The 24,240-nt window shown below is 34.4% G+C and carries 21 protein-coding genes and 1 pseudogene; 2 read left to right on the forward strand and 20 right to left on the reverse strand.

All coding sequences use genetic code 11. The annotated features are described in order from the left end of the window. Nucleotides 1-40: 40 nt before the first annotated feature. The 9 genes and pseudogenes from AC6CH4_RS13525 to gltB form a co-directional block, all read right to left on the reverse strand. Nucleotides 41-412: a hypothetical protein gene (locus AC6CH4_RS13525; RefSeq protein ID WP_498103725.1), complete on the reverse strand. Its 372-nt coding sequence runs from the start codon at nucleotides 410-412 to the stop codon at nucleotides 41-43. Nucleotides 413-433: 21 nt separating this feature from the next. Beyond that, nucleotides 434-868, reverse strand: coding sequence for a hypothetical protein (locus AC6CH4_RS13530; protein ID WP_498103727.1), 435 nt, complete (start codon nucleotides 866-868; stop codon nucleotides 434-436). A 52-nt stretch (nucleotides 869-920) separates the two neighbouring features. Beyond that, nucleotides 921-1,424 carry a hypothetical protein gene (locus tag AC6CH4_RS13535; RefSeq protein WP_498103729.1) on the reverse strand — a complete coding sequence of 168 codons (504 nt, stop codon included), beginning with the start codon at nucleotides 1,422-1,424 and terminating at the stop codon, nucleotides 921-923. A gap of 67 nt (nucleotides 1,425-1,491) precedes the next feature. After that, the gene (locus tag AC6CH4_RS13540) at nucleotides 1,492-1,941 is read right to left on the reverse strand and encodes a hypothetical protein (RefSeq protein WP_498103731.1); all 450 of its coding nucleotides are present in this window, start codon (nucleotides 1,939-1,941) and stop codon (nucleotides 1,492-1,494) included. Between the two features lie 64 nt (nucleotides 1,942-2,005). Further along, nucleotides 2,006-2,905, reverse strand: a complete 900-nt coding sequence (locus AC6CH4_RS13545) for a helix-turn-helix domain-containing protein (protein ID WP_498103733.1) — start codon at nucleotides 2,903-2,905, stop codon at nucleotides 2,006-2,008. A gap of 543 nt (nucleotides 2,906-3,448) precedes the next feature. Continuing rightward, nucleotides 3,449-3,761, reverse strand: a pseudogene (locus AC6CH4_RS13550) (GIY-YIG nuclease family protein). Nucleotides 3,762-4,231: 470 nt separating this feature from the next. Beyond that, nucleotides 4,232-5,455 (reverse strand): diaminopimelate decarboxylase, encoded by a 1,224-nt coding sequence (gene lysA, locus AC6CH4_RS13555; protein ID WP_498103735.1) that lies wholly within the window; start codon nucleotides 5,453-5,455, stop codon nucleotides 4,232-4,234. A gap of 715 nt (nucleotides 5,456-6,170) precedes the next feature. Then, entirely contained in the window at nucleotides 6,171-7,625 is a 1,455-nt protein-coding gene (locus AC6CH4_RS13560) for a glutamate synthase subunit beta (protein WP_498103737.1), read from the reverse strand. 126 nt (nucleotides 7,626-7,751) lie between these two features. Then, nucleotides 7,752-12,266 (reverse strand): glutamate synthase large subunit, encoded by a 4,515-nt coding sequence (gltB, locus tag AC6CH4_RS13565; RefSeq protein ID WP_498103739.1) that lies wholly within the window; start codon nucleotides 12,264-12,266, stop codon nucleotides 7,752-7,754. Nucleotides 12,267-12,680: 414 nt separating this feature from the next. Between gltB and sucC the strand changes: the two genes are divergently transcribed. Then, nucleotides 12,681-13,874 carry an ADP-forming succinate--CoA ligase subunit beta gene (gene sucC, locus AC6CH4_RS13570; RefSeq protein WP_498103741.1) on the forward strand — a complete coding sequence of 398 codons (1,194 nt, stop codon included), beginning with the start codon at nucleotides 12,681-12,683 and terminating at the stop codon, nucleotides 13,872-13,874. 380 nt (nucleotides 13,875-14,254) lie between these two features. Here sucC and AC6CH4_RS13575 read toward each other — a convergent pair whose 3' ends face one another. The 4 genes from AC6CH4_RS13575 to AC6CH4_RS13590 form a co-directional block, all read right to left on the reverse strand. Continuing rightward, nucleotides 14,255-14,719 (reverse strand): DUF1456 family protein, encoded by a 465-nt coding sequence (locus AC6CH4_RS13575; protein WP_140505950.1) that lies wholly within the window; start codon nucleotides 14,717-14,719, stop codon nucleotides 14,255-14,257. 116 nt (nucleotides 14,720-14,835) lie between these two features. Further along, the gene (locus AC6CH4_RS13580; protein ID WP_498103743.1) at nucleotides 14,836-15,867 is read right to left on the reverse strand and encodes an aminotransferase class I/II-fold pyridoxal phosphate-dependent enzyme; all 1,032 of its coding nucleotides are present in this window, start codon (nucleotides 15,865-15,867) and stop codon (nucleotides 14,836-14,838) included. Nucleotides 15,868-15,872: 5 nt separating this feature from the next. Continuing rightward, on the reverse strand, nucleotides 15,873-16,883 hold the full coding sequence (locus AC6CH4_RS13585; RefSeq protein ID WP_498103745.1) for a dipeptide epimerase: 1,011 nt from the start codon (nucleotides 16,881-16,883) through the stop codon (nucleotides 15,873-15,875). A 27-nt stretch (nucleotides 16,884-16,910) separates the two neighbouring features. Continuing rightward, nucleotides 16,911-17,714 carry an alpha/beta hydrolase gene (locus tag AC6CH4_RS13590; RefSeq protein ID WP_498103747.1) on the reverse strand — a complete coding sequence of 268 codons (804 nt, stop codon included), beginning with the start codon at nucleotides 17,712-17,714 and terminating at the stop codon, nucleotides 16,911-16,913. Between the two features lie 55 nt (nucleotides 17,715-17,769). On the opposite strand from AC6CH4_RS13590, the gene AC6CH4_RS13595 reads away from it, so the two are divergent. Then, nucleotides 17,770-18,171, forward strand: a complete 402-nt coding sequence (locus AC6CH4_RS13595; RefSeq protein WP_498103749.1) for an excinuclease ABC subunit B — start codon at nucleotides 17,770-17,772, stop codon at nucleotides 18,169-18,171. On the opposite strand, the gene uvrB is transcribed toward AC6CH4_RS13595, so the two are convergent. The 7 genes from uvrB to AC6CH4_RS13630 all read right to left on the reverse strand — a co-directional run bounded on the left by uvrB (nucleotide 18,168) and on the right by AC6CH4_RS13630 (nucleotide 24,117). Next, entirely contained in the window at nucleotides 18,168-20,159 is a 1,992-nt protein-coding gene (uvrB, locus tag AC6CH4_RS13600; protein ID WP_498103751.1) for an excinuclease ABC subunit UvrB, read from the reverse strand. The genes AC6CH4_RS13595 and uvrB overlap by 4 nt on opposite strands. A 105-nt stretch (nucleotides 20,160-20,264) precedes the next feature. Further along, nucleotides 20,265-21,209, reverse strand: coding sequence for an alpha/beta fold hydrolase (locus tag AC6CH4_RS13605; protein ID WP_498103753.1), 945 nt, complete (start codon nucleotides 21,207-21,209; stop codon nucleotides 20,265-20,267). Between the two features lie 77 nt (nucleotides 21,210-21,286). Further along, entirely contained in the window at nucleotides 21,287-21,589 is a 303-nt protein-coding gene (locus AC6CH4_RS13610; protein ID WP_498103755.1) for a type II toxin-antitoxin system RelE/ParE family toxin, read from the reverse strand. Beyond that, on the reverse strand, nucleotides 21,574-21,804 hold the full coding sequence (locus AC6CH4_RS13615) for a hypothetical protein (protein WP_498103757.1): 231 nt from the start codon (nucleotides 21,802-21,804) through the stop codon (nucleotides 21,574-21,576). Before AC6CH4_RS13615 ends, AC6CH4_RS13610 begins: the two co-directional genes overlap by 16 nt. A 109-nt stretch (nucleotides 21,805-21,913) precedes the next feature. Beyond that, nucleotides 21,914-22,204, reverse strand: a complete 291-nt coding sequence (locus tag AC6CH4_RS13620; RefSeq protein ID WP_498103759.1) for a uroporphyrinogen decarboxylase — start codon at nucleotides 22,202-22,204, stop codon at nucleotides 21,914-21,916. Nucleotides 22,205-22,228: 24 nt separating this feature from the next. Continuing rightward, nucleotides 22,229-23,179 carry a 23S rRNA (adenine(1618)-N(6))-methyltransferase RlmF gene (gene rlmF, locus AC6CH4_RS13625; protein WP_498103761.1) on the reverse strand — a complete coding sequence of 317 codons (951 nt, stop codon included), beginning with the start codon at nucleotides 23,177-23,179 and terminating at the stop codon, nucleotides 22,229-22,231. A 539-nt stretch (nucleotides 23,180-23,718) separates the two neighbouring features. Then, nucleotides 23,719-24,117: a hypothetical protein gene (locus AC6CH4_RS13630; RefSeq protein ID WP_498103763.1), complete on the reverse strand. Its 399-nt coding sequence runs from the start codon at nucleotides 24,115-24,117 to the stop codon at nucleotides 23,719-23,721. Nucleotides 24,118-24,240 lie beyond the last annotated feature (123 nt).

Genomic DNA, 24,240 nt, shown 5'->3' on the forward strand with positions numbered 1-24,240 from the left:
GATTTAAAGAGTGTAATCGTAGAGGCGCACAGCAGTGCGTCTAACCTGAAGTGTTTTTTCTAATTTTTATCTGATAAACAATTTCCCAAAATACAATAGAGAAAACAGCATTAGCTAATATCGCAGTTTTGACCTGATAAGGATCATAATTTAAAAACAGATGTAAATTGGTAAACTTCAAAGCTAAGAATAAGGCCAAAGCTGCAATTGCAATAGAACAGACTATATTAAGCAAAACAGTCCATTTTAAAGCGAAGAAAGCATAAAAAATATTTAATAAAGCAAAACCAAAGCCTAAAGTGACAAAAGGATCCGTCTTTAATTTTTCGCCCAACGTTAATAAAAGTGGCGTTGAAGAAAGGTATAAAAAGAATAATATAGAGTAGATTAGGATTCGGATTTGTGGTTTCATATGGATTTTTTTAAGTACTTCTTATTTGGAATTGAATGCCATGAAATGATTATATAAATATACAAAACCTAAAATCAGAAAAAATAAACCAAAGAAAAAGAAAAGATATTTTACTAAAAAATCTTTTTTTGCAAAGTAGAATTCAGTTTCAGGATTTTTAGGATCATAGTAAACAACCGTAGTCTCATTAATTTTACAAATAGAATTACTGACTCCTTTTACTCGAATTTTATTATTGGAACTATCATTAAATTCAAAAACAGGCACAGTAACCTTCACGCCATCTGAAGTTTCTTCATCACTAAAACCGACAACTATAGCGATAGTTTTAATACCGATTTCATGAAGTTTTTTTTCTTTTTTATAAGTGTCAATTCCCAGAACCATAGCTAGAAATCCCATAATGACAAGAAAAAGATCCCAAAAAGAATCACTGAGAAAGGAAAGTATTTCCAAAATTTGCGTTTTTAAAATTGTACTAATTGTCTATAGTTTTTAACCAATGATTTTACTTTTCAAATCTCCATTTTTCTAAAACCAATGATATAATTACGTCATTCCAGGTTTCATAGTTTACTAAATTCGGAAGTATTGGAATTATACTTGTCGAAATCCATTTGTCATGTCCCACAATATACATCATTGCATTATAATTCAATTTCTTGTCAAACGGATTTGTTACTTTCAACATCATTCCTTCAGATTTATTATCCTTGACATTCTGTACGAACTCAATTTGTATCGTTTTTTTTGGTTCTACTATTTTTTCTACAACCTTCATTGCGAAGATAGTGTCATTTTTAATTTCAACCTGAATATTAATTTTTTCGGTCGGATAAATTTGTAAAATATTTTCTTTTACAAAATATTTTGATTTATCAACATTCATTTGATAAAATTGCTCGCTATCAACTAAAAGTTTCAAGGTAAATGGTTCTCTTTCTTTGACTTCATTTTGTGAATAAGAAAAACTTGCGGCAAATATTAAGACTAGATATAATAATTTTTTCATATTTCTTCTTTTGTTTTTCTGAAAGCACGAGCCAAGATAAAAGTTAATTCCAAATTGATTTTATTACTTACTGCAAAATCGCATCAATTTTAGCTTCTGATTTTTCCTTAATAGTACTATCCGGATGAAAACTCCAAATGATCAGAAATTTTCCTTTTGCAAGATACTCTTCCGGATGCTCGTCAGTTGGCTGACCGTCTTTTCCCCATAACAATCCTTGCAGAAACTTATCACCTTTGAATCTGTTTTCAAATTCAATGTACATGATTGAACCGCTATCTGCTTTACTTTTGAAACTTTGAATTTCTTTGCTTTTTACAACTCCAACAATGTTGCTGTAAGTAGTAATGTCAGTATAAAAATTACAAGCCTGATTCGTAACACAAATCTGACCGTCGCTTAAGAAATAGCTTTTTGGAATTTCTTTGGGTTTTAGTTTTAAATCAGCAATAGTCTGGCTGAATAGAGTCGTAGTAAGTAACAGGAGTAAAGCCGATAGGGGAATCGTAATTTTCATTGGTTTTGGTGTTTAATTGGCTAAGTTAAAATAGTTTTTTTTATTTCTATATATTTTGCAGGCACTATGTTAATAAAGTCAGTCCCGTTAAATTAGCTTTTCCGTTTTTCAGGAATTCATAAGTCATTCGGTCAGCAGTACAATCAATAAATTGAATACCTTTTAATTTTTGGCCTTTAAAAAAAGTATTTATAAAGGTTACATTCTTAAAAGTCACTTTTGAAAAAGAGCAGCTTTCAAAAGAACATTCTTCTATTGTACCATTAAAAACCACATCGGAAATTTGCGATAATTTAAATGAAGATAAGTTCCAAACTGCATTCTCTAAAATACAATTTTTAAGTTCGGATGTTTTAAATTCAACTCCCGAAAAATTTGCCTTTGAAAAATTACAGTTTTTAATTTCACTGGACGAAAATTCCGTGTCTATGAGTAAACATTCAACAAATTGATTGTTTTGTAAGTCAGAAGTCTGAATTTTACTATTTCTCAAATCCGAATTAGAAAAATCGCAACCTACAATATTGTTGGATTTAAGGGTTAAGTTCGATAAATCAGAATCGATTAATTTACAGTTCTTCATGTTTGAAGTACTGAATTTGTCTTTAAGGTTTAGCCCCGAAAAGTCAGCGTCAACCCAATTTTCTGATGACATATTCCAGTTTAACCCTGAATTAGTTTTAGATTTTGTTTGTGAAATTTCTGCAGCTTGTTTTTTGGTCGTTTCAACCTGGTTTTGAGAAACTGTAGATTTCAAGGTTTCAGAAAAATAGTTTAAGTCTACACCTAGAATTTCGGCAAGTCGGTTTAATGTAGTAATATCGGGCATTGATTCACCTCTTTCCCATTTACCAACTGCCTGCGGACTAATTGACACTTGCTGTGCAAGGTCTGCTTGCGAAAGGTTAATTTTCTTTCTGGCTGTAGCAATTTTATTGCCTACTGATTTTGAATTTAGCATCATGATTATATTTTTTATTTGATACTGCAAAGCTATAGTGCCCGATAGCCTGTTCGCAAATAAAGTCAGCTACCAATAGTTGTTATTGCGCTACTTATAGTTGTTATTGACAACCTGAGGTAGTTTTTAGTTTAAGTTTGAGGTTTTTGCTAAGCTAAAATAAGTTTTTATTTTAAATGTTGTGGTGAATTTTTAGTAGCAGCAATTTTCATTTTCAAAAGAACGACCCGTCCCGCTGTCCGCTAAATCTTTTGTGCCGAACCCCGGCACAAAAGGATATCGCTTCCATCGGGGCTAGATTAGAAGTTTATTTTTTCAGAAGTGTATTATGAAAACAAAGCCACATCAGGGATAGAGCCTTTTGTGAAGTGAAACGAAACAAAAGATATAGCCGAAAGCCCAACCCGCCTTTTTCGGCGCGAGACGCTTATAGAAAATCAATTCTAAGTTTAAGTTTTGAGCCCAATTATCCACAATCTTGTCATTTCGACGAAGGAGAAATCCTCGCAAGAAGCTCGACAAAGATTGGAAATTTGTACGTTGAAATCACGAAAATAAATCATTCAAAAAATCCAGATTTGGATTTATAGTCTTTATCAATTCAATTTTCTTTTCCCTGCGCCAGTCTTTTACTTCCTTCTCACGAGCAATTGCTTCCTGAACCCAGGTAAACTTTTCATAATAATAAGTATGTTGCGTGATACTTTGAGGCAAAGGTTTTGTTACCAGTTACGTTGTTTTCTTTATGTTGGCTTAAACGCATTTTTAAATTATTTGTAACTCCGGTGTAAAAAACGGTTTTATGTTTATTTGATATTATGTAGATGTAGTGCGTATGATAGCCTTCTTGTAATTTCATTTTTATTTTTTGGCTAAAGTCAGAATTAGTTTTAAGATTTTTCTTTCTTTTTTTGACTTTGAATTTGTTATACTTTATAGAGTTTCTTGCGAGGATTTCTCCTTACGTCGAAATGACAAGATTGGGGTTACTTTGTGTTGGCTTTAATTTCGGAATGATAAACATGAAGGTTACTTTGTAGAGTTTCTTGCGAGGATTTCTCCTTCGTCGAAATGACAAGCTTGGGGTTACTTTATGTTGGCTTTGATTTCGAAATGACAAACATGGTGCTCACTTTGTAGAGCTTCTTGCGGAGATTTGCTTCGCCAGTTTCTATCGCTCGAGTCTCCTTACGTCGAAATGACAATACTTTGGGGTTATTTTGTGTGGGCTTTGGATCGCTCAGCCTGACAACGTATAAATCTAAAATAAAAAAATCCCATTTCATAAGAAACGGGATTTTCAACAATTGATATTCTCTTTTTTTTATTTTAAACTGTTGCAGCAACTTCTTGTGGCAACGGAATTTGATTTTTAAGCAAATCTTCGAATGTTTCGTGTTGACGAATTAAGATTCCTTTTCCGTCTTTCCATAAAACTTCGGCTGGTTTGTATCTTGAATTGTAGTTCGAAGACATGGAGAAACAGTACGCTCCGGCGTTTCTGAAAGCTAAAATATCACCTTCAGTAATTTCAGAGATTCTGCGGTTGTTGGCAAAAGTATCGGTTTCGCAAATGTATCCTACCACAGAGTAAAAACGCTCTTTTCCTTTTGGATTTGAGATGTTTTCGATATGGTGTGAAGATCCGTACAACATTGGACGAATTAAGTGGTTGAAACCACTATCAACTCCGGCAAAAACTGTTGAAGTTGTTTGTTTTACTACGTTTACTTTTACTAAGAAATGGCCTGCTTCGCTCACCAAAAATTTTCCTGGTTCGAAAATCAACGTTAAATCTCTGCCATATTCTGCACAGAAAGCATTGAATCTTTTTGATAATTTTTTACCTAATTCTTCAATATCTGTTTCGATATCGTCTTTTTTGTAAGGAACTTTAAAGCCGCTTCCGAAATCTAAAAACTCTAGATCTTTGAAGTGTTTTGCTGTATCGAACAAGATTTCAGCAGCATACAAGAATACTTCGATATCTAAAATATCAGATCCTGTGTGCATGTGAATTCCAACAATACTCATTTTTGTATTCTCAACAATTCGCAAGATATGCGGTATTTGATGTACCGAGATTCCGAATTTACTATCGATATGTCCCACAGAAATATTAGCATTTCCACCCGCCATTACGTGCGGATTGATACGGATACATACCGGAATTTGAGGATATTTTGTCCCGAATTGCTCCAGGATAGATAAATTATCAATATTGATTTGAACACCCATTGCGGCAACTTCTTCGATTTCTTCCAAAGAAACTCCGTTTGGCGTAAAGAAAATTTTGTCAGGATCATAGCCAGCATGAAGTCCCAATAAAACTTCCTGAATCGATACAGTATCTAAACCAGACCCCATGTTCTTTAATAACTGAAGAATCGCAACGTTAGACAATGCCTTCATGGCGTAATTAACTCTCAAGTTTTCTACCTTAGAGAAAGCTTTAGTTAACCTATTGTACTGTGATTGGATTTTTTCGGCATCATAAACATATAATGGACTTCCAAATTGGTCTGCTAACTGCAGTAAATCTTTTGCTTGCATTTTTATAAACTATTTTGGGCAAAGTTATTACACTTTTGACTAACGACAAATTAATTGTAGAAAAATAACAAATTGTAACAAATTGTTTGTTTTTGAACAAAAAGTACTTTATTTCGAATTTTTATAAATTCTTTTTAGGTTCTGAGGTGCTAAGACTCTAAGGTACTAAGTTTTTGCCACAGATTAAAAGATTAGTTTTGATTAGTTTAGGTTTTTTTGAAGCATAACAATGGGCATTTTAATAAACATAGTTCCCGCTTTCGGCCTTATCTCTCCGTTTCACTACGAGGATATCGCCTCTATCGGGGATAGAATCAAACAATGGTCTTCTTTTGAAAAAAAGGTTCTTATTTTTTGAAGTTCAATAAAAACATAGCCCAAGGTTTCAACCTTGGGAACGCAATATATGATAAAATGTATAGCCACAATATGTGATCAAGATACATAATCGTAAAACGATATTATAACAAACGATCTAAATACAAGATCACGACCCGTCTCCCAAGGTTGAAACCTTGGGCTATGTTCAAACTTCGGGTTTAATCTCCCTTTTATTTTTCGGCCTCTTTGAACCTAAAAAGCCCTGACGTAAGTCAAGGCTTTTTGTTGTGTGTTGTTTATCGGAATATAAAAACTACCTAATAATTTTTAATTTTTTAAGATGCTATAGAAAACCTTAGTCCCTCAGTTCCTTAGCATCTTAGTACCTTAAAAATTACAGACTAGGTAAATCTCCGTTTCCTTTGGTTGGCAAGTTAGTAGAGCCCATTAAGAACAAATCTACTTCTCTTGCTGCTTCGCGACCTTCTGAAATAGCCCATACAATTAACGATTGTCCTCTTCTCATATCACCAGCGGTGAAAATGTGCGGAACGTTCGTTTGATAATTTTTTGCTTTATAGTTGCTTCTCATGTCAACTTCAAGACCCAATTGCTCGCTTAAAGTTTTCTCCGGACCTGTAAATCCTAAAGCCAATAAAGCTAAATCGCAAGGCCAGATTTTCTCTGAACCTTCTCTTTCGATTAATTCAGGACGCTGACCCGGAGTCATTTTCCACTGCACTTCAACCGTTTTTAATCCAACTAATTCTCCTTTTTCGTTAGCTAAGAATTCTTTAGTATTGATTAACCAGTTTCTGTCGCAACCTTCTTCGTGAGATGATGACGTTTTCAACTGCAATGGCCAGAAAGGCCAAGGAGTCGATTCGCTTCTTCCAACCGGAGGTTTTGGTAAAATCTCAAAGTTAGTTACTGATTTTGCACCATGTCTGTTTGATGTTCCGATACAGTCTGAACCAGTATCTCCACCACCAATTACGATTACATCTTTTCCGGTAGCCATTACCTGGTCTGGAATTGACTCTCCGTATAAAACTTTAGTTTGTTGTGTTAGGAAATCCATTGCCTGAACAACTCCTTTGCTTTCGATTCCTTTAGTTGGCAAACTTCTTCTTTCAGTTGCTCCACCGCATAATACTATAGAATCAAAAGCATTTAGTTCTTCAACGCTAAAGTTCACTCCAACATTTACGTTAGTCTTAAAAGTGATTCCTTCTGCTTCAAGGATTAATACACGTCTGTCGATAATTCCTTTTTCTAATTTGAAATTCGGAATTCCGTAACGCAATAAACCTCCAATAGCATTGTCTCTTTCAAAAACTGTTACGGTATGACCCGCTCTGTTTAATTGTTGAGCAGCAGCCAAACCTGCAGGACCTGAACCAATAACAGCAACTGTTTTTCCAGTTCTGGTTTTTGGCGGCTGTGGTTTGATCCATCCTTCATCAAAACCTCTTTCGATGATATTTTTCTCGATGTTTTCGATTGCAACCGGTTCTTTGATAATTCCTAATACACATGATTTCTCACATGGAGCAGGGCATAAGCGACCTGTGAATTCCGGAAAGTTGTTAGTAGATTGTAAAATCTCCAATGCACCTTGCCATTCTTCCTGATGCACCATGTCGTTGAAGTCAGGAATTAAATTTCCTAACGGACAAGCACTGTGGCAAAAAGGAATACCACAATCCATACATCTTGAACCTTGTTCTTTTTTCTTTTCTTCAGATAACGGAATAGTAAATTCGTTGTAGTTCGAAACACGTTCTGCAACTGCTAAATTACTTTCGTCGGCTCTGTTATATTCTTTAAATCCGCCTATTTTACCCATGACATTTTTAATTAAATTTTAAATGATATTTCTAAAATTCCAATCTTTAAATTCCAAATTCCAATCCTTTTTCAGGTTAAGTAAATCAAATCTAAAATCTGAACTCTAAAATCTAAAATCATTTAATTAAGCTATTAATTCTTCTATTTTTTTCTCTTCTGCAATTCGCTGTAATGCTTTTTTGTAATCAGTTGGCATTACTTTTACGAAATGTTTCTGTTCATTTTCCCAGTCTGCTAAAATTCTTTTTGCTAATGGACTGTTGGTATACAATGAATGGTTTTTGATCAATCGTCTTAGTTTGGTAACGTCTTCTTCTTCCATCGGATCAAATGCAACCATTTCCATGTTACATAAGGTAGAATCGAATTTTTTACCTGGATCGAAAACATAAGCAACACCACCGCTCATACCAGCTGCGAAGTTTCTTCCTGTTTTTCCTAAAACAACCACTGTACCACCGGTCATGTACTCGCATCCGTGATCTCCAATTCCTTCAACAACCGCTGTTGCTCCGGAATTTCTCACACAAAAACGTTCTCCGGCCATTCCATTAATATAAGCCTCTCCGGTAATAGCTCCGTAAAGGGCAACGTTTCCAATAATGATATTTTCTTCAGGTTTGAAGGTTGCAGTAGGAGGGACTTTGATAATCAATTTTCCTCCGGAAAGTCCTTTTCCTAAATAATCATTACAGTTTCCGTGAATTTTAAACGACAATCCGTTTGTTGCAAAAGCACCAAAACTTTGTCCGGCAGAACCTTCAAAATCAACTAAAATAGTGTCTTCAGGTAAACCTTGTGCGCCATATATTTTTGAGATTTCATTACTCAAAATGGCACCTACAGAACGGTCTGTATTTTTAATTTTAAATGTAACTCTTGTTTTTTCTTTTCTATAAATAGACGGAATCGCTTCTTTGATAATTGCGAAATCCAATACATTTTCTAAGTTGTGATCTTGTTCAGTTGTATTGTGATTTGGAACCGTTTTAGCTTTTTCCGGTTTGTATAGAATTGATGATAAATCTAAACCATTGGCTTTGTAATGTTTGATCGCTTTGTTCACATTTAATTTTTGTGACTGACCTACCATTTCTTTCAAGGTTCTGAAACCTAATTGTGCCATGATTTCTCTTAATTCCTCAGCAATAAAATACATGAAGTTGATTACGTGCTCCGGAGTTCCTTTGAAATTTTTTCTCAATTCAGGATCCTGAGTTGCAATACCAACCGGACACGTATTTAAGTGACAAGCTCTCATCATAATACATCCCGAAGCTACAAGCGGAGCAGTAGCGAAACCAAATTCTTCAGCTCCTAACAATGCAGCAATTGCTACGTCACGACCTGTTTTTAATTGTCCGTCGCACTCTAAAACTACACGACTTCTCAAATCATTTAAGATCAAAGTTTGTTGTGCTTCAGCTAAACCAAGTTCCCATGGAATTCCAGTGTGCTGTAATGAAGTTAATGGTGCAGCACCGGTTCCTCCGTCATAACCTGAAATAAGGATAACGTCAGCTTTTGCTTTGGCAACACCGGCAGCAATTGTTCCAACCCCCACTTCAGAAACTAATTTTACGTTTACACGTGCTTCACGATTTGCATTTTTCAAATCATAAATCAATTGAGATAAATCCTCAATAGAGTAAATATCGTGGTGAGGCGGAGGCGAAATCAAACCTACATATGGCGTAGAGTTTCTGGTTTCAGCAATCCACGGCACTACTTTTTCTCCAGGAAGCTGACCACCCTCACCAGGTTTTGCCCCTTGGGCCATTTTAATCTGAATTTCTTTAGCGTTTGTCAAATAGTTGATCGAAACACCAAAACGTCCCGAAGCAACTTGTTTGATCGCACTGTTTCTTGAATCTCCGTTGATTTCTTTCTGGAAACGTTTTGGATCTTCTCCACCTTCTCCCGAATTACTTTTTCCGCCAATTCTGTTCATTGCAATCGCTAAATTCTCATGTGCTTCTCTACTGATAGATCCGTAAGACATCGCACCTGTTTTGAATTTCTTCACAATTTCGGTCCATGGTTCTACTTCATCAATAGAAATCGGATCTAAATTATTGAATTCAAACATTCCTCTAATTGTCATTAGGTTTGAGCTTTGCTCGTTAACCATATTAGAGTATTCTTTATAACTTTCAGGACTGTTTAAACGAACGGCCTGTTGTAGTTTTGCAATTGTAGTTGGATTGAACATGTGTTTTTCTCCACCACGTCTCCATCTGTAAATACCTCCAATTTCTAAAGAAAGCAAACTTGCCACTTTTGAATTTGGAAATGCTTTTTGGAAACGTTTTTTTACTTCTTTTTCTACTTCCATCAAACCAATTCCTTCGATTCTTGAAGGTGTGTAAGGGAAATATTTAGAAGTAAAGGTTTTGTTTAAACCTAAAATCTCGAAAATTTGAGCAGCTCTGTATGAATGTAAAGTAGAGATACCAATTTTGTTCATGATTTTAACGATTCCTTTTGCAATCGCTTTGTTATAGTTTACAATCGCATAATCCGCTTTTACACCTTTAATGAATCCCTGATTCACCTGATCGTGAATGATTTCGTTTACCATGTAAGGATTGATCGCACTTGCACCGTATCCAAACAATAAAGCAAAATGGTGTGGTTCACGTGGTTCAGCAGATTCGATTATGATTCCGAATTTAGAACGAACCTGTAAAATATTCAAAGAGTGGTGAATGTAAGAACAAGCCAATAACATAGGGATTGGAGCAAATTCTTCGCTTACGCCTCTGTCTGATAAAATAATTACATTACATCCTTCAGAAACCGCTTTGTAAGTAGCCTGAACACATTTTTCAAGAGCACGCTCTAAACCATTAACTCCTTTTTCTATTTTATATAAAGTAGAAATGGTAGCCGATTTAAAATCAACATGGTCAATATTTCTGATTTTATCTAAATCCTCGTTAGAGATAACCGGATTCTGGATTTTTAATTTTTTACATTGTTTAGATTCAATTTCAAAAATATTGAAATCTCCACCAACAGCTAAACTGATATCAGTAATGATTTCCTCACGAATACCATCCAAAGGTGGGTTGGTAACCTGAGCAAATAATTGTTTGAAATAGTTGTACAACAATTGAGGCTGGTCTGATAAAACTGCCAAAGGCGTATCGTTACCCATAGAACTGATTGCTTCAGCTCCCTGGCCTCCCATTGGGTTGATGATTGTTTTTAAATCTTCAATAGTATAACCAAATAATTTTTGTCTTGTTAAGAAATCTAATTTCTCAACCGGAGTTGGATTATTTGTGTAAGGAACTTTAGATAAAGGCAATAAATTAGCATCTAACCATTCTTTATAAGGACGTTTAGTTACAATTGCTTTTTTAACTTCTTCATCTTCAATAATACGACCTTCGTTCATATCAACAAGGAACATTTTCCCTGGCTCTAAACGACCGTGCTGAATAACATCTTCCGGATCGATATCCAATACACCAATTTCTGATGACATGATTACGAAACCGCTTTTTGTTAAAGTATAACGAGAAGGACGCAAACCATTACGGTCTAATAGCGCACCAATTACATTTCCATCCGTAAACGGAATAGAAGCAGGACCATCCCAAGGCTCCATGATACAAGCGTTGAATTCGTAGAAAGCTTTTTTCTCAGGAGACATTGTCTGATGTTTTTCCCAAGCTTCAGGAACTACCATCATCATCGCTTCAGGCAATGAACGGCCTGTCATTAATAAAAGTTCAACCACCATATCCATAGAAGCAGAATCTGATTTTCCTTCTAAGATAATTGGGAATAATTTTTTGATATCATCGCCAAAAACCTTGCTTTGCATAAGCTCTTCACGAGCACGCATACGGCTAACGTTTCCACGAAGTGTGTTGATTTCACCATTATGACACATGTATCTAAATGGCTGTGCTAATTCCCATGAAGGGAAAGTATTGGTAGAGAAACGTTGGTGAACTAACGCCAAACGAGTCACTAAATCGGGATCTTTTAAGTCAACATAATAACGGCTGATGTCTTCCGGCATCAATAGACCTTTATATATTATGGTAGTTGTCGATAAACTAGAGAAATAAAACATATGGCTTTCAGAGGTTTTAGATCCTCTAATTGCGTGTTCAGCAATTTTTCTAGCTGCAAAAAGTTTTGCATTAAATTCTTGTTCAGTTAAATCCTGACCGTTTTTGCTAACAAAAACCTGTTTAACTGATGGTTCTTTTTCTGCGGCAATCTGCCCTAAATTCTCCACTTCAACTGGTACATCTCTCCAACCTAAGATCTTTAAGTTCTGATCTTTAATAGTTGCTTCAAAAGTGTTGATACAAAAAGAAACCTGGTTTTTGCTTTTTGGTAAAAACACCATTCCTACTGCATACTCACGTGTTTCAGGGATTTCAAAATCACATACTTTTTTAAAAAAATCATGTGGGATATCGAACAAAATTCCGGCTCCGTCTCCAGTTCGTCCATCAGAACTAACGGCACCACGATGTTCCAATTTTATTAAGATATCCAATGCTTTGTGAATAATATCGTTAGATTTAATACCATTCAAATTACAAATAAATCCTGCACCACAATTGTCGTGTTCAAATTCAGGCAAATAAAGCCCTTGTTCTTTAACTTTCATTCTTGATATTTTTTCTACAAAAATAAAGATTTCGTTAAACATAATGTAGTGAAATAGTAATTTGGCTTACATTTTTGTTGTAATATTAGAAAAACGGTTCTTAAATGATAATAATTTTATTTAAACCATTGCTAAATGATAAAATGGCAATATGTTTTTAATTATATTAGGAAAAATCGGCGGTCAGGTATTGTAATCACTGATATTTTTGTTAAATATCAAACGATATAGTGATTTTCTGTTAACATTAACAAAGCATTTGTTTAACGATTTATTTGCTTTCGTAAATAATTATAAAGGAATCTGAAATTGACTCATTTTTAATTGAAAAAGATTTTACTATTAAGTTGAATTTTGCTACTTTTGTCGCACTTTTATTCTGAAATAAATTCAGAACCAGACAAATTCTATATTATGAACATACACGAATATCAAGGAAAAGAAATTTTAGCTAGTTACGGAGTACGCATTCAACGCGGAATTGTGGCTAATAATGCGGTTGAAGCTGTGGCTGCTGCAAAACAATTAACTGCCGAAACTGGTACAGGATGGCACGTAATAAAAGCACAAATTCACGCAGGTGGACGTGGAAAAGGTGGCGGAGTTAAATTGGCTAAAAATCTTCAACAAGTTGAAGAAATTGCAGGACAAATTATCGGAATGCAATTGATTACACCTCAAACTTCTGCTGAAGGTAAAAAAGTAAACAAAATTTTAGTTGCTGAAGATGTATACTATCCTGGTGAAAGCGAAACTTCTGAGTTTTATGTTTCTGTTTTATTGAATAGAGGTACAGGACGTAACATGATCATGTATTCTACTGAAGGTGGAATGGATATCGAAGAAGTTGCTGAGCATACACCACACTTAATCTTTACTGAAGAAGTTGATCCTACTGTTGGATTACAAGGTTTTCAGGCAAGAAGAATTGCCTTTAATTTAGGTCTTTCTGGAAATGCTTTCAAAGAAATGGTTAAATTCATCGATTCATTATACAATGCTTACATTGGTTCTGATGCATCTATGTTTGAAATCAACCCGGTTTTGAAAACATCTGATAACAAAATTATGGCTGTTGATGCTAAAGTAAATATCGATGATAATGCTTTATACAGACAACCTAAATATGCTGAAATGAGAGATATCCGTGAGGAGAATCCAATCGAAGTTGAAGCTAAAGAAGTAGGTTTGAACTATGTAGATCTTGACGGTACTGTAGGATGTATGGTAAACGGAGCTGGTCTTGCAATGGCAACTATGGATTTAATTAAATATGCTGGTTTTGAGCCTGCTAACTTCTTAGACGTTGGTGGAACTGCTGATGCTAAACGTGTTGAAACGGCTTTCAGAATTATCTTGAAAGATCCAAACGTAAAAGCTATTTTGATTAACATCTTCGGAGGAATCGTTCGTTGTGACCGTGTTGCTCAAGGAGTTGTTGATGCTTACAAAAACATGGGAGACGCTATCAATGTGCCAATTATCGTTCGTTTGCAAGGAACAAATGCTGAAATTGCAAAAGAGTTAATTGACAATTCAGGTATGCCAATTTTATCAGCTACTCAATTCCAAGAAGCTGCTGACCAAGTTAAAGCTGCATTATCTTAATCAAATAAGAAATCAATTTATATAAAAAATCCCTCCGAGAAATTGGAGGGATTTTTTTTTGGAGTCAATTTAACCGCAAAGTGCGCAAGGTTTTTTATTTGTAGGATTTTATGTAAACGCAAAAGTTCGCAAAGCTTTATCAATATAGCTTTGTGAATTTTTGAGAATATAGCCTGCGGTTTCAACCGCAGGGACACAATGTCATATCATACAATATTCTGTGCGTCCCCCGCGGTTGAAACCGCGGGCTATATTTTAACCTTAGATTTCAAATTATTATCTTCTTTAAAACGCAAAGTTCGCAAAGCTATATCAATTTATAGCCTTGCGAACTTTGTGTAAACCTTAGCGCCCTTTGCGGTTAAACTTTCGGGCTATAATTATTTCTTATTCTTACCGTTTTTGTAAATCACTTTCTCAACCACCTGTACTTTAGGAGCAGTTTTAGTATTGTTTTTCTTGAAAGGTTTTTTAGCAGCCGGACCCGTTTTAGAAGGTGCTTTATCGCCTCTTCCTTTTTCAGCATCTTTAGCACTTGCTTTAAATTCAGGTCTTTCTTTTGTACTGTCTTTTTTAGGAATTTCAGCTTTGTGTTTCGCTAAAACATCATTCGGGTTTTTAGGATTTTCTTTGGTTCCTCTTAAATGAATTACTAATCCATTCAAAAAGTTACGCAAAACCTGATCACCGCATTCCATATAATTTTCATGATCTTCAGCTCTGAAAAAAGCCCCTAATTCTGATTTTGTAATTCTAAAATCTACTAATTCTAAAATCTCAACTATTTGATCATCACGGAGCATCAAAGCCACGCGAAGTTTTTTTAGGATATCGTTGTTCGTCATCGTTTAATTTTTTACAAAGGTACGTTTTAAAAGCAATTAGAGTAGCAGAATTGGCTCAAAGTTTTTTGCCACGAATTTCACTAATTTTCACTAATTGTATTGTATTCAAAGTTTATTTATTTTGAATTATAATGGTTTATAGTGTTGGTTAATTTGTCCAAATCTTCTTTTGTATGATTGGCTGTTACTACAATTCGATTGAGATTATCGGCGTTTTGTTTGTATTTAAAACTGGCAATTATAATTTTATTTTCTTTTAATATTTCAATGATATTTCTATCTTTTAAATAAACCAAAGGGTAGCTTTTATGAAATTTAATTGAATTGTGCTTGATGAGTTTTTGATCGATATAAGTAAGATTCTCAATTAATTTCTGATGTTGTTTTGGATATATTTCAGAAGCATCGGCCAAAGTCTGCACAAAAGCGGGATTCATTCCGGCAGCAGAACCAAAGATTGCTGATTTGTTTATTTCTTCGATAAAAGAAGCATCGCCTGCAATTACACCGCCCGTTAAGCCAAAAGCTTTTCCTAAAGAAGAAACCATAATTTTTCTCTTTATCGGAAGATTAATATCAGAATAAATTCCACAACCATTTTTACCTAAAATTCCGAGAGAATGTGATTCATCAATTAGCAATGTAATTTCTTTGTGCTTCGAAATTTTACTCAAAATTGATAAATCAATCGGATTGGTTTCAAAAGAAGGAACTCCATCGGTCAGGATTGTAATTTTTTCTTCTTTTTCATCTAATAACTTAAGATTTATTTTACCATCTATAAAAACCGGTAAACTATTATTTGTTTGAATCGCTGTGTGAACATCATCAAAATGAAAAAAAGTGTCGGTCTGTTTTTTCAGTTCATCTATTACCAGTTTACCGGCCAGCATTCCAGAAGAAAGAGTAACTACTGCCTCTGCCTTAATATAATTTGCTAAAAAAGTTTCGCCGTTCTCATAAGCTGTAACTTTTACATTTGCATTTCTGGAACTTCCATATGTCGTTCCCCATTTCAGAATATTTTTTACAACCAATTCCTGAAAAGCTTTATTTGTGGGTAATCCCAAATAAGCTGTTCCGCCAAAATACAAATACTGCTCTTGGTCGATTTCGATAATTCGATCTGGGAATTGATTGACATTCATTTTTGTTAGATTAAAGTAACTCCGGTTCCATTAAGTTCAGAATAGGAGACAACACCATTTTTTATGATAACTCCGGTTGCAATATCTTCAGCCAAAAGTAAGGCGCCGTCCATATCAACATAATCTAATTGCGGTAGTAAATGCGCAATTGCCGAAATTCCCACGGTTGATTCTGTCATACAGCCGACCATTGTTTTTAATCCCAGTTTTTTTGCTTCTTCTATCATTCTTTTGCCAGGCGTTAAACCACCACATTTCACCAATTTCACATTCACACCGTGAAAATGATTGTGGCATTTGGCAACATCTTCTTCAATAATACAGCTTTCATCAGCAATTACAGGTAAAACAGAATGTTTGAAAACTTCTTTATGTGCTTCCCAATTGTCAGCTTTCATAGGTTGTTCCAGGAATTCAACACCTAATTTTTTTAATTCTACGGCATTGTTAATTGTTTCTTCAACGCCCCATCCGCAATTGGCATCAATTCTAAAAATAGCATCTGTGTGTTTACGAAGTTCTTTTACGATCGCAATATCTTCTTTGGTTCCCAGTTTAATTTTATAAATCGGCCACGGCAACTCCTGCATTTTAGAAACCATTTTTTCGATAGAAGCAATTCCGATGGTATAATCTGTAAGCGGATTTCTTTCGGTTGTATAATTCCATAACTCGTATAGCTTTTTACCTTTTTTGCGCGCGTATAAATCATTATAAGCCAAATCTAAAGCGCACAAAGCAAACATATCGTGTTTTAAAAATGGATAAATTTTTGCCCAAAAAACTTCCGGAGTTTCATTTTCAGAAGCTTCAATTAGATTTCTGATTTTTTCTAGATCTTCCATCATCATCGGAACCGTGGTTTTGTAATATGGATTTGAAGTCGCTTCCCCAAAACCAGAAAATCCATCACTTTTTAATTCTACAATTAAAGAAGGCTGAAAATCAATTGATTCCCTTGAAATGGTAAAAGTATGTTTGAGTTTTAAATTGTATTCTCTTAAAATTAGTTCCATAATTAAAAGTAAGTTTTATTTTTTAGTTTAATAACCAAGCCAAAGAATTGCATCTACAAAACCATCACGCCAAAGTTTTTCGTTATGTTCTCCTCCTTTTACAATTTTATCTTTGGTGAGATGAAGACAATAACAGCGATTATGGTCTAAAAGCGTTTCAATTTTTTTCATTTCGGTGACCATATCATCACTTTCTTTGTCTCCACATAAAAAGTAAATTTTGGTTTTATTTTTAGGTGCTTTTTCAGTCAAAATAAAAATATCTTTTGAAAACCAAAAGGATGGTGAAAAAACGCCTGCTTTTCCAAACACTTCAGGATATTTCAGAATCGCATAATACGAAACCAAACCACCAAGGGAGCTTCCCATTATCGTTGTGTTTTTGGTCTTGGTTTTGGTTCTGTAATTTTTATCAATATAGGGCTTTAATGTTTTTACTATAAAATCAAGATAGTTATCGGCATTTCCACCGCCATATTTTTCGTTTTTATAAGGCGTTAATTCATCGATACGTTTGTCATTTCCATGTTCAATTCCCACGACAATTACTTGTGCTTTTAAGCTGTCAAGTTTTTCATCGACATTCCATTCGCCAACAAAAGAGGTTTTGGCATCAAATAAATTTTGGGCATCGTGCATATAAATGACGTTGTATGTTTTTTTGGCTGAAGCCGAATAACCTTCAGGTAAATAAACCCAGATTTTCTTGGTGGTTTTGAGTTGAGGCGCTTCAATCGTAAAAGTCGAAACGTTTTTTGAAGCCGTACTTTGCTGTGCATTTCCGAGAGTGATCATCCACAGAAAAATAAAAAAGAATAATCCTCGAATCATTAGTAATTTTGTGTTTAAATTTGAAAGCAATATTTTAGCTAAAAATAATAAATTGATGAATACAGAAGCAGAAAAGAGAAGTTTACTTTTAGAAATGATAACTTTTTCTACCGTTGATGGAAAGTTGCACAAAAGAGAGTATGATTTTTTGTGGCTTGTCGCCCAGGAATTAAATATTGATTTTGATGTTTTTAATGATTTGTTTCATCAGGAACATACAAAACAAATTATAAAATCAGAATTTCAGCGTATCCAACAATTTTACAGACTGGCTTTGATTATGCATTGTGATGGTATTTTGCACGAAAAAGAAGCAACAGGAATACAACAAATCGCCATTGAAATGGGTTTGAATCCCGGTGCAGTTAAACGAGTTTTAGATCTGATGAAAAAAGCACCAAACGCAATGGTTGATCCTAAAGTTTTACTGAAAGTTTTTCAGGAACAACACAATTAAGCCAATTGTTCCTGTAGCTTTTTAATATCATCACGCAGTTTGGCAGCTTGTAAAAAGTCTAAATCTTTGGCTGCTTTTTCCATTGATTTTCGTTTCTCGCGAATCACTTTCTCCAATTCCGATTTTGATAAATAGGCTGTTTCCGGTTCTGCGGCAACAGACAAAGTATGTCCTAACTCATATTCCACCAACGGATTTTTAGTAAATGCACTTTCAATTTTTTTGTTTAATGCCTGTGGAATTATATTATTTTCTACATTAAAATTAATCTGTTTGGTTCGGCGGTAATTGGTTTCATCAATCGTTTTTTGCATACTGCCTGTCATCTTATCAGCATATAGAATTGCTTTTCCGTTCAAATTTCTTGCAGCACGACCAATGGTTTGGGTCAAAGATTTGTGGTTACGTAAAAAACCTTCTTTATCAGCATCTAAAATTGCAACAAGAGATACTTCAGGCAAATCCAAACCTTCACGCAGTAAATTGACACCAATTAAAACATCAAAAATACCTTTACGCAAATCCTGCATGATTTCAATACGCTCTAAAGTGTCTACCTCAGAGTGAATGTAGCGACAACGAATATTAACTTTTGTTAAATATTTGGCTAATTCTTCGGCCATTCTTTTGGTTAGAGTGGTGACCAAAACTCTTTCATCTAATTCGCAACGAACCTGAATTTCCTCTATTAAATCATCAATCTGATTTAAACTCGGTCTTACTTCAATAACCGGATCTAATAAGCCTGTTGGACGAATAATCTGTTCTACATATATTCCATCTGATTTTTGCAATTCGTAATCTGCCGGAGTTGCAGAAACATAAATAACCTGATTTTGCAAAGCCTCGAATTCTTCAAATTTCAAAGGTCGATTGTCCATTGCAGCCGGTAAGCGGAAACCATATTCCACCAGATTTTCTTTACGACTGCGATCGCCTCCGTACATAGCGTGAACTTGCGAAACCGTTACGTGACTTTCATCAACAATCATTAAAAAATCATTCGGGAAATAATCTAATAAACAGAAAGGTCTTGTGCCGGCTTGTCGTCCGTCAAGGTAACGCGAATAATTTTCAATTCCGGAGCAATACCCTAATTCGCGAATCATTTCTAAGTCAAAATTAGTACGTTCTTCCAAACGTTTTGCTTCGAGATGTTTTCCTATTTCTTTAAAATAATCAACTTGTTTAACCAAATCCTGTTGGATTTCCCAAATCGCACCTTGCAGTACTTCAGGAGAAGTCACAAACATATTGGCAGGATAAATGGTTAGTCTTTTGAATTTCTCAATAACATGTGAAGTCTTTGCATCAAAAGATTCTATCTCTTCGATTTCATCTCCGAAGAAGTGAATTCTAAAAGCATCATCAGCATAACTTGGATAGACTTCTACTGTATCGCCTTTGATTCTGAATGTTCCCGGATTAAAATCGGCCTCTGTTCTTGCATATAAACTTTGTACTAAACTATGTAATAACTTAGTTCTTGAAATGACCTGATCTCTAAATATTTCAATTACGTTTTTCTTAAATTCAACTGGATTTCCAATACCATACAGACACGAAACTGAAGCAACCACTAATATATCACGTCTTCCTGAAAGCAGGGAAGAGGTAGTGCTTAAACGCATTTTTTCAAGCTCTTCATTGATAGATAAATCTTTTTCAATGAAGACGCCTGTTACGGGCATAAAAGCTTCCGGTTGATAATAATCATAGTAGGAAACGAAATATTCCACCGCATTATTCGGGAAAAACTGTTTGAATTCCGAATACAATTGCGCAGCCAAAGTTTTGTTATGCGCCAAAACTAAAGTCGGTCTTTGAACTTCCTCAATAACATTGGCAACCGTAAATGTTTTACCGGAACCTGTAACTCCTAATAAAGTTTGATATTTTTCGCCATCACGAACTCCTTGTGCTAGCTTTTCGATTGCTTGTGGCTGATCGCCTTTCGGACTATATTCTGAGGATACCTGGAAATTCATTTTTAAGTGCTGAAAGATTAAGTTTTGTAAAGATACAAAGTTTGAAACCGATAAAAAAGATAAAAAGTGAGCTTAGAATTGTTCTGTTTTGAATAATGAAATGGACTAATTTAAAAAACCAACTACTGTTTCATTCACAATTTTTGACTGATCAATGGTTAAGAAATGGCCGGCATCTAGTATCATTTTCGTTTTATTATTTGGCAGATATTTCTGTGCCCTTTCTAAACTATCTTCAGAGTTAATGACATCGTGATCACCAATTAAAACCAAAACCGGATTTGAGATTGACTTTAATTCGTCATCAGAAAAGGGCGTCATTTTGAGCATGCTTGAATTTGATTTAGCATATTTGTTTGCCAGATAAAATTGTCTTTTATAAATTGGACTAATTTTTTCAGGATGTGTTGAAAATGTCGTAAGTGTTTTGGTGAATTTCTTTTCACTTGGAAAAAGTTTCAGCATCAAGGCTGAGGATGTTTTTCCAACTTTATCAATAAATTTAAAAGTTTGCGCTGGACTCAATAGCACTATTTTATCAATATTATTTTCTTTTTGAGTCGCCAGTAAAGTCGCAATCCAGCCACCGCGAGAAGCAGCAACAATATCAAATTTCTTTAATTTATAATGACTGAAAATTTCGTTGTACCAAATCACCATTTCATCACGTGAAAGTGGTTTTGCTGTTAAAGTTGATTTATTGGGTTCCATCAAAAAATCGATGGCATAAATGCGATGATTTTTGGCTAACGCCTTAATATTCGGATACCACATTGTTGAACTGGCATCCATTCCGTGGAGTAACACTAAAGCTTTTGCATTTTTAGGTCCCGCCATAATTACATGCGCAGTTCCTAAACTAGTTTGTACATTTTCTTCGGTGTATGGAATGTCCCAAAGTTTTAATGCTTTGTTGTATGAAGTTATATAAGCTTGTTTTTCTGTTTTGGTTTCAAAGACGTAATCTTCGAATTTTACTTTTTTAGAAGAAGCACAGCTTGTCAGTAAAAGAAATAATACTATTCTAACCAATATTTTAGGCGTAGTCATAAAGAATTCAATTTACCTCTAAAGGTACTCTGAAATATATAAAGAAAGTATCAGAATTTTATTTTAAAGTATCAGAATTATAATTTTTTAGGATTTCTGCTCGTATGCCTGATTCTTAAAATTTGTATTTGTTTTAAAGTAATTTTATAGGTTACCCGATAACTATAAATTTCAAAAGCGCGATAATTACCTTTATTAGAAATTTTCATTTCGTCTAATTCATAGATTTCCCAATTTGTACTTAAGATAGTGACTGAATTGTAAATTTTATCGATGACCTTATTTGAAATATCCTCATTCTTAGATTTTTTGGACAAATACTTATATATTTCTTTAAGTTGGTTTTGAGCTGTTTCTGACCAGATTATTTCTTTTTCCATTGCTCAATTTTATCCTTAACTTCATTATGAGTATAAAAATTACCGTTTTGAATTTCTTCTTCGGCAACTTTCAATTCTTCATTATATTGTTCTGAATAAGTTTTAGGTAGCGTAATACGGCTTTCTAAAATAGTTTTTAATGCTGACAAAAAAGAGTCATCATCAATTTTTTCGATTTCTGCAATTACAATATTTCTAAGTTCAAGCGTATTCATAATGTTATAATTTACCCGAAGTTACAAAACAAAAGATTATAATTTGATTTATGATTCTTAAAGTTTTCAAGATTTTTGTTGTCACTTGCTTAAAAAGGTTATGCTATAATTAAGTTGTTTTTTTTGAAGTCAAATGATAGATCTGTACTATTGCTAAAATCGCATTCGGGATGATAACTGGTAAAAGCCATTGACTGACCTCTCTATAATCTTTCAAAAAGATGCCGTAAATCACAAAACAAATACAGCCAAATAAATTAATAAACCGGATTGTTCTGAGATTTTTCAATAAAAAGCCTCCTACAATAAAAATTGACGCGAGGTAACCAATATAATCTGCCATGTCTTTGATATTAAATGATTTAGAATCAAATCTACCAAAAGCAAATAATGAAATCAAGTTTTGTTGCTGGATATCAGGTTTTTAAATTTTCCAGGATTTTTGTTGCGCTTCACTCAAAAAAGTCCAGGCTATAATTCGGCTGGTTTTTTGGCCCTGAGCCATATCAATTGTTTTGATGGAAGCTGCGTTTACTTTGTTTAATGTTTTGTAAATGCTCGAAAGATTTTCTCTTTTAGAGACCAAAGTCGTAAACCATTGACATTGCATAGCATATTTGGCACTTTCATAAATCATTTGAGTTACAAAACCAATTTCGCCACCGTCGCACCATAATTCTGCATTATGACCTCCGAAGTTTAAAACAGGGTTTGTTTTTTTCTTTTCCTTCGGATTCAAATTAGAAACTTTACGAACCGTACTTTGATTGGCATCTTCGGCAGAAGCATGAAAAGGAGGATTACACATCGTGAAAGTAAAACGATCTTCGGGTGTAATGATGTTTTTGAAAATAAATCGGGATTCAGTTTGTTGTTGTAGACTTATAGCGTCAATCAATTTTGGATTTTCTTCAATGATTTTGGCGCAGTTTTCAATGGCTTTCAGGTCAATATCAGTTCCGACAAAACTCCAGTCGTAAATCGCATTTCCTAATATCGGATAGATACAATTGGCACCCGTTCCGATGTCTAAGCCTAAAACAGATGAACCTGTTGGAATAATTCCGTTGTTACTTTCAGCCAATAAATCAGCTAAATAATGAATGTAATCGGTTCTTCCTGGAATTGGCGGGCAAAGATAATTTTTAGGAATATCCCAGTTTTGAATGTCGTAATACGTTTGCAATAGAGCTTTGTTAAGTGCCTTTACTGCATCAGGATTACTGAAATCAATGGTTTCTATTCCGTGAACATTTATCGCAACATACTTTTTAAGTTCAGGACAATTCGTAATAAGTAGCTCGAAATCATAACGGGAACGATGAAGATTTCGAGGGTGTAAATTGGTTTTTTCAGAATTGTCTGTTGCTTTCATTTTGTAAATTTGGTGCAAAGATAGTCATTCCTTTTGGAGGAAATGGTAATTGTGAAAAGGAGTGTCCTTAATGTCACGAAGAGTCGGAAGGAGCTAGACTAAATTATGCTTTTTTATCCTGATTTGCCACCCGAGCGATAGCGAACAAGCGAAGCAAATTATCCCAAATACAAAACTATCATTCCATTAAGCCTATTGCCCAAATCCGTTGTAGTAGCTATTAAGTACAGGTTATTTATCGCTTTTTAAATTATCAACATATTTGGATGATTTTCCATTCCAATAACAGTTTATGCATCTGCCATTTTCAAATTTGTGCTCGCAATTTTTCTTTTCATACAAATAAAATGAGCATTCAGGGCATAAAGAGATCATTTCCGATGATTCTGAATAATAAAGACTTTTGCATTCGTCACATTTTTGAGTTTTACTATTCATTTAAAGATTACCTTTTTTAATTTATAACAGTATTTATATTTCCGGCTAAGGAAAATAAAACCAACCATTGCGCAAAACTGCTGTTATGGGTAGTAATTGTGTTAATCGATATTTTTTAATTTCGATTTCTCTCGAACTAAAAGCTTCACAAAAATCACAGAGCACATTAAAAAATCAAGTATATAAAAAGTTAAGACTAAATATTCAAATTTTTCTCTTGAATTATTATCAAAAATTGGAATTAGGAGTAAAGTGATAATACCTAACATTGTAATCTTAGTAATTTGGTTTAAATATTTTACACTCGCAATTCTTTGGTTTAAAAGTCCAATTATGAGAAAAGCCATCAGCCACGCAGGTACATGCACTATAAACCCGTAAAAATATCCGTCTGTCAAAGTGGTAGCACCGATTGGTTGATGGTATATTACCGCAAAAATAAAAAACAATGAGTAAGCTAAACAAGCAATACTGAATGCAGATATTAAATATCGTCTCATAAATTGAAGTCGTGTTTAATTATTACCCATAACGTCTGGTACTACAGTGATTTTGGGACTAAATTAAGCCCATTCTTCGGATTTGCCACTCGAGCGATAGCGAATAGGCGAAGCAAATCATCC

The organism is Flavobacterium sp. GQ95, from assembly GCF_059758655.1.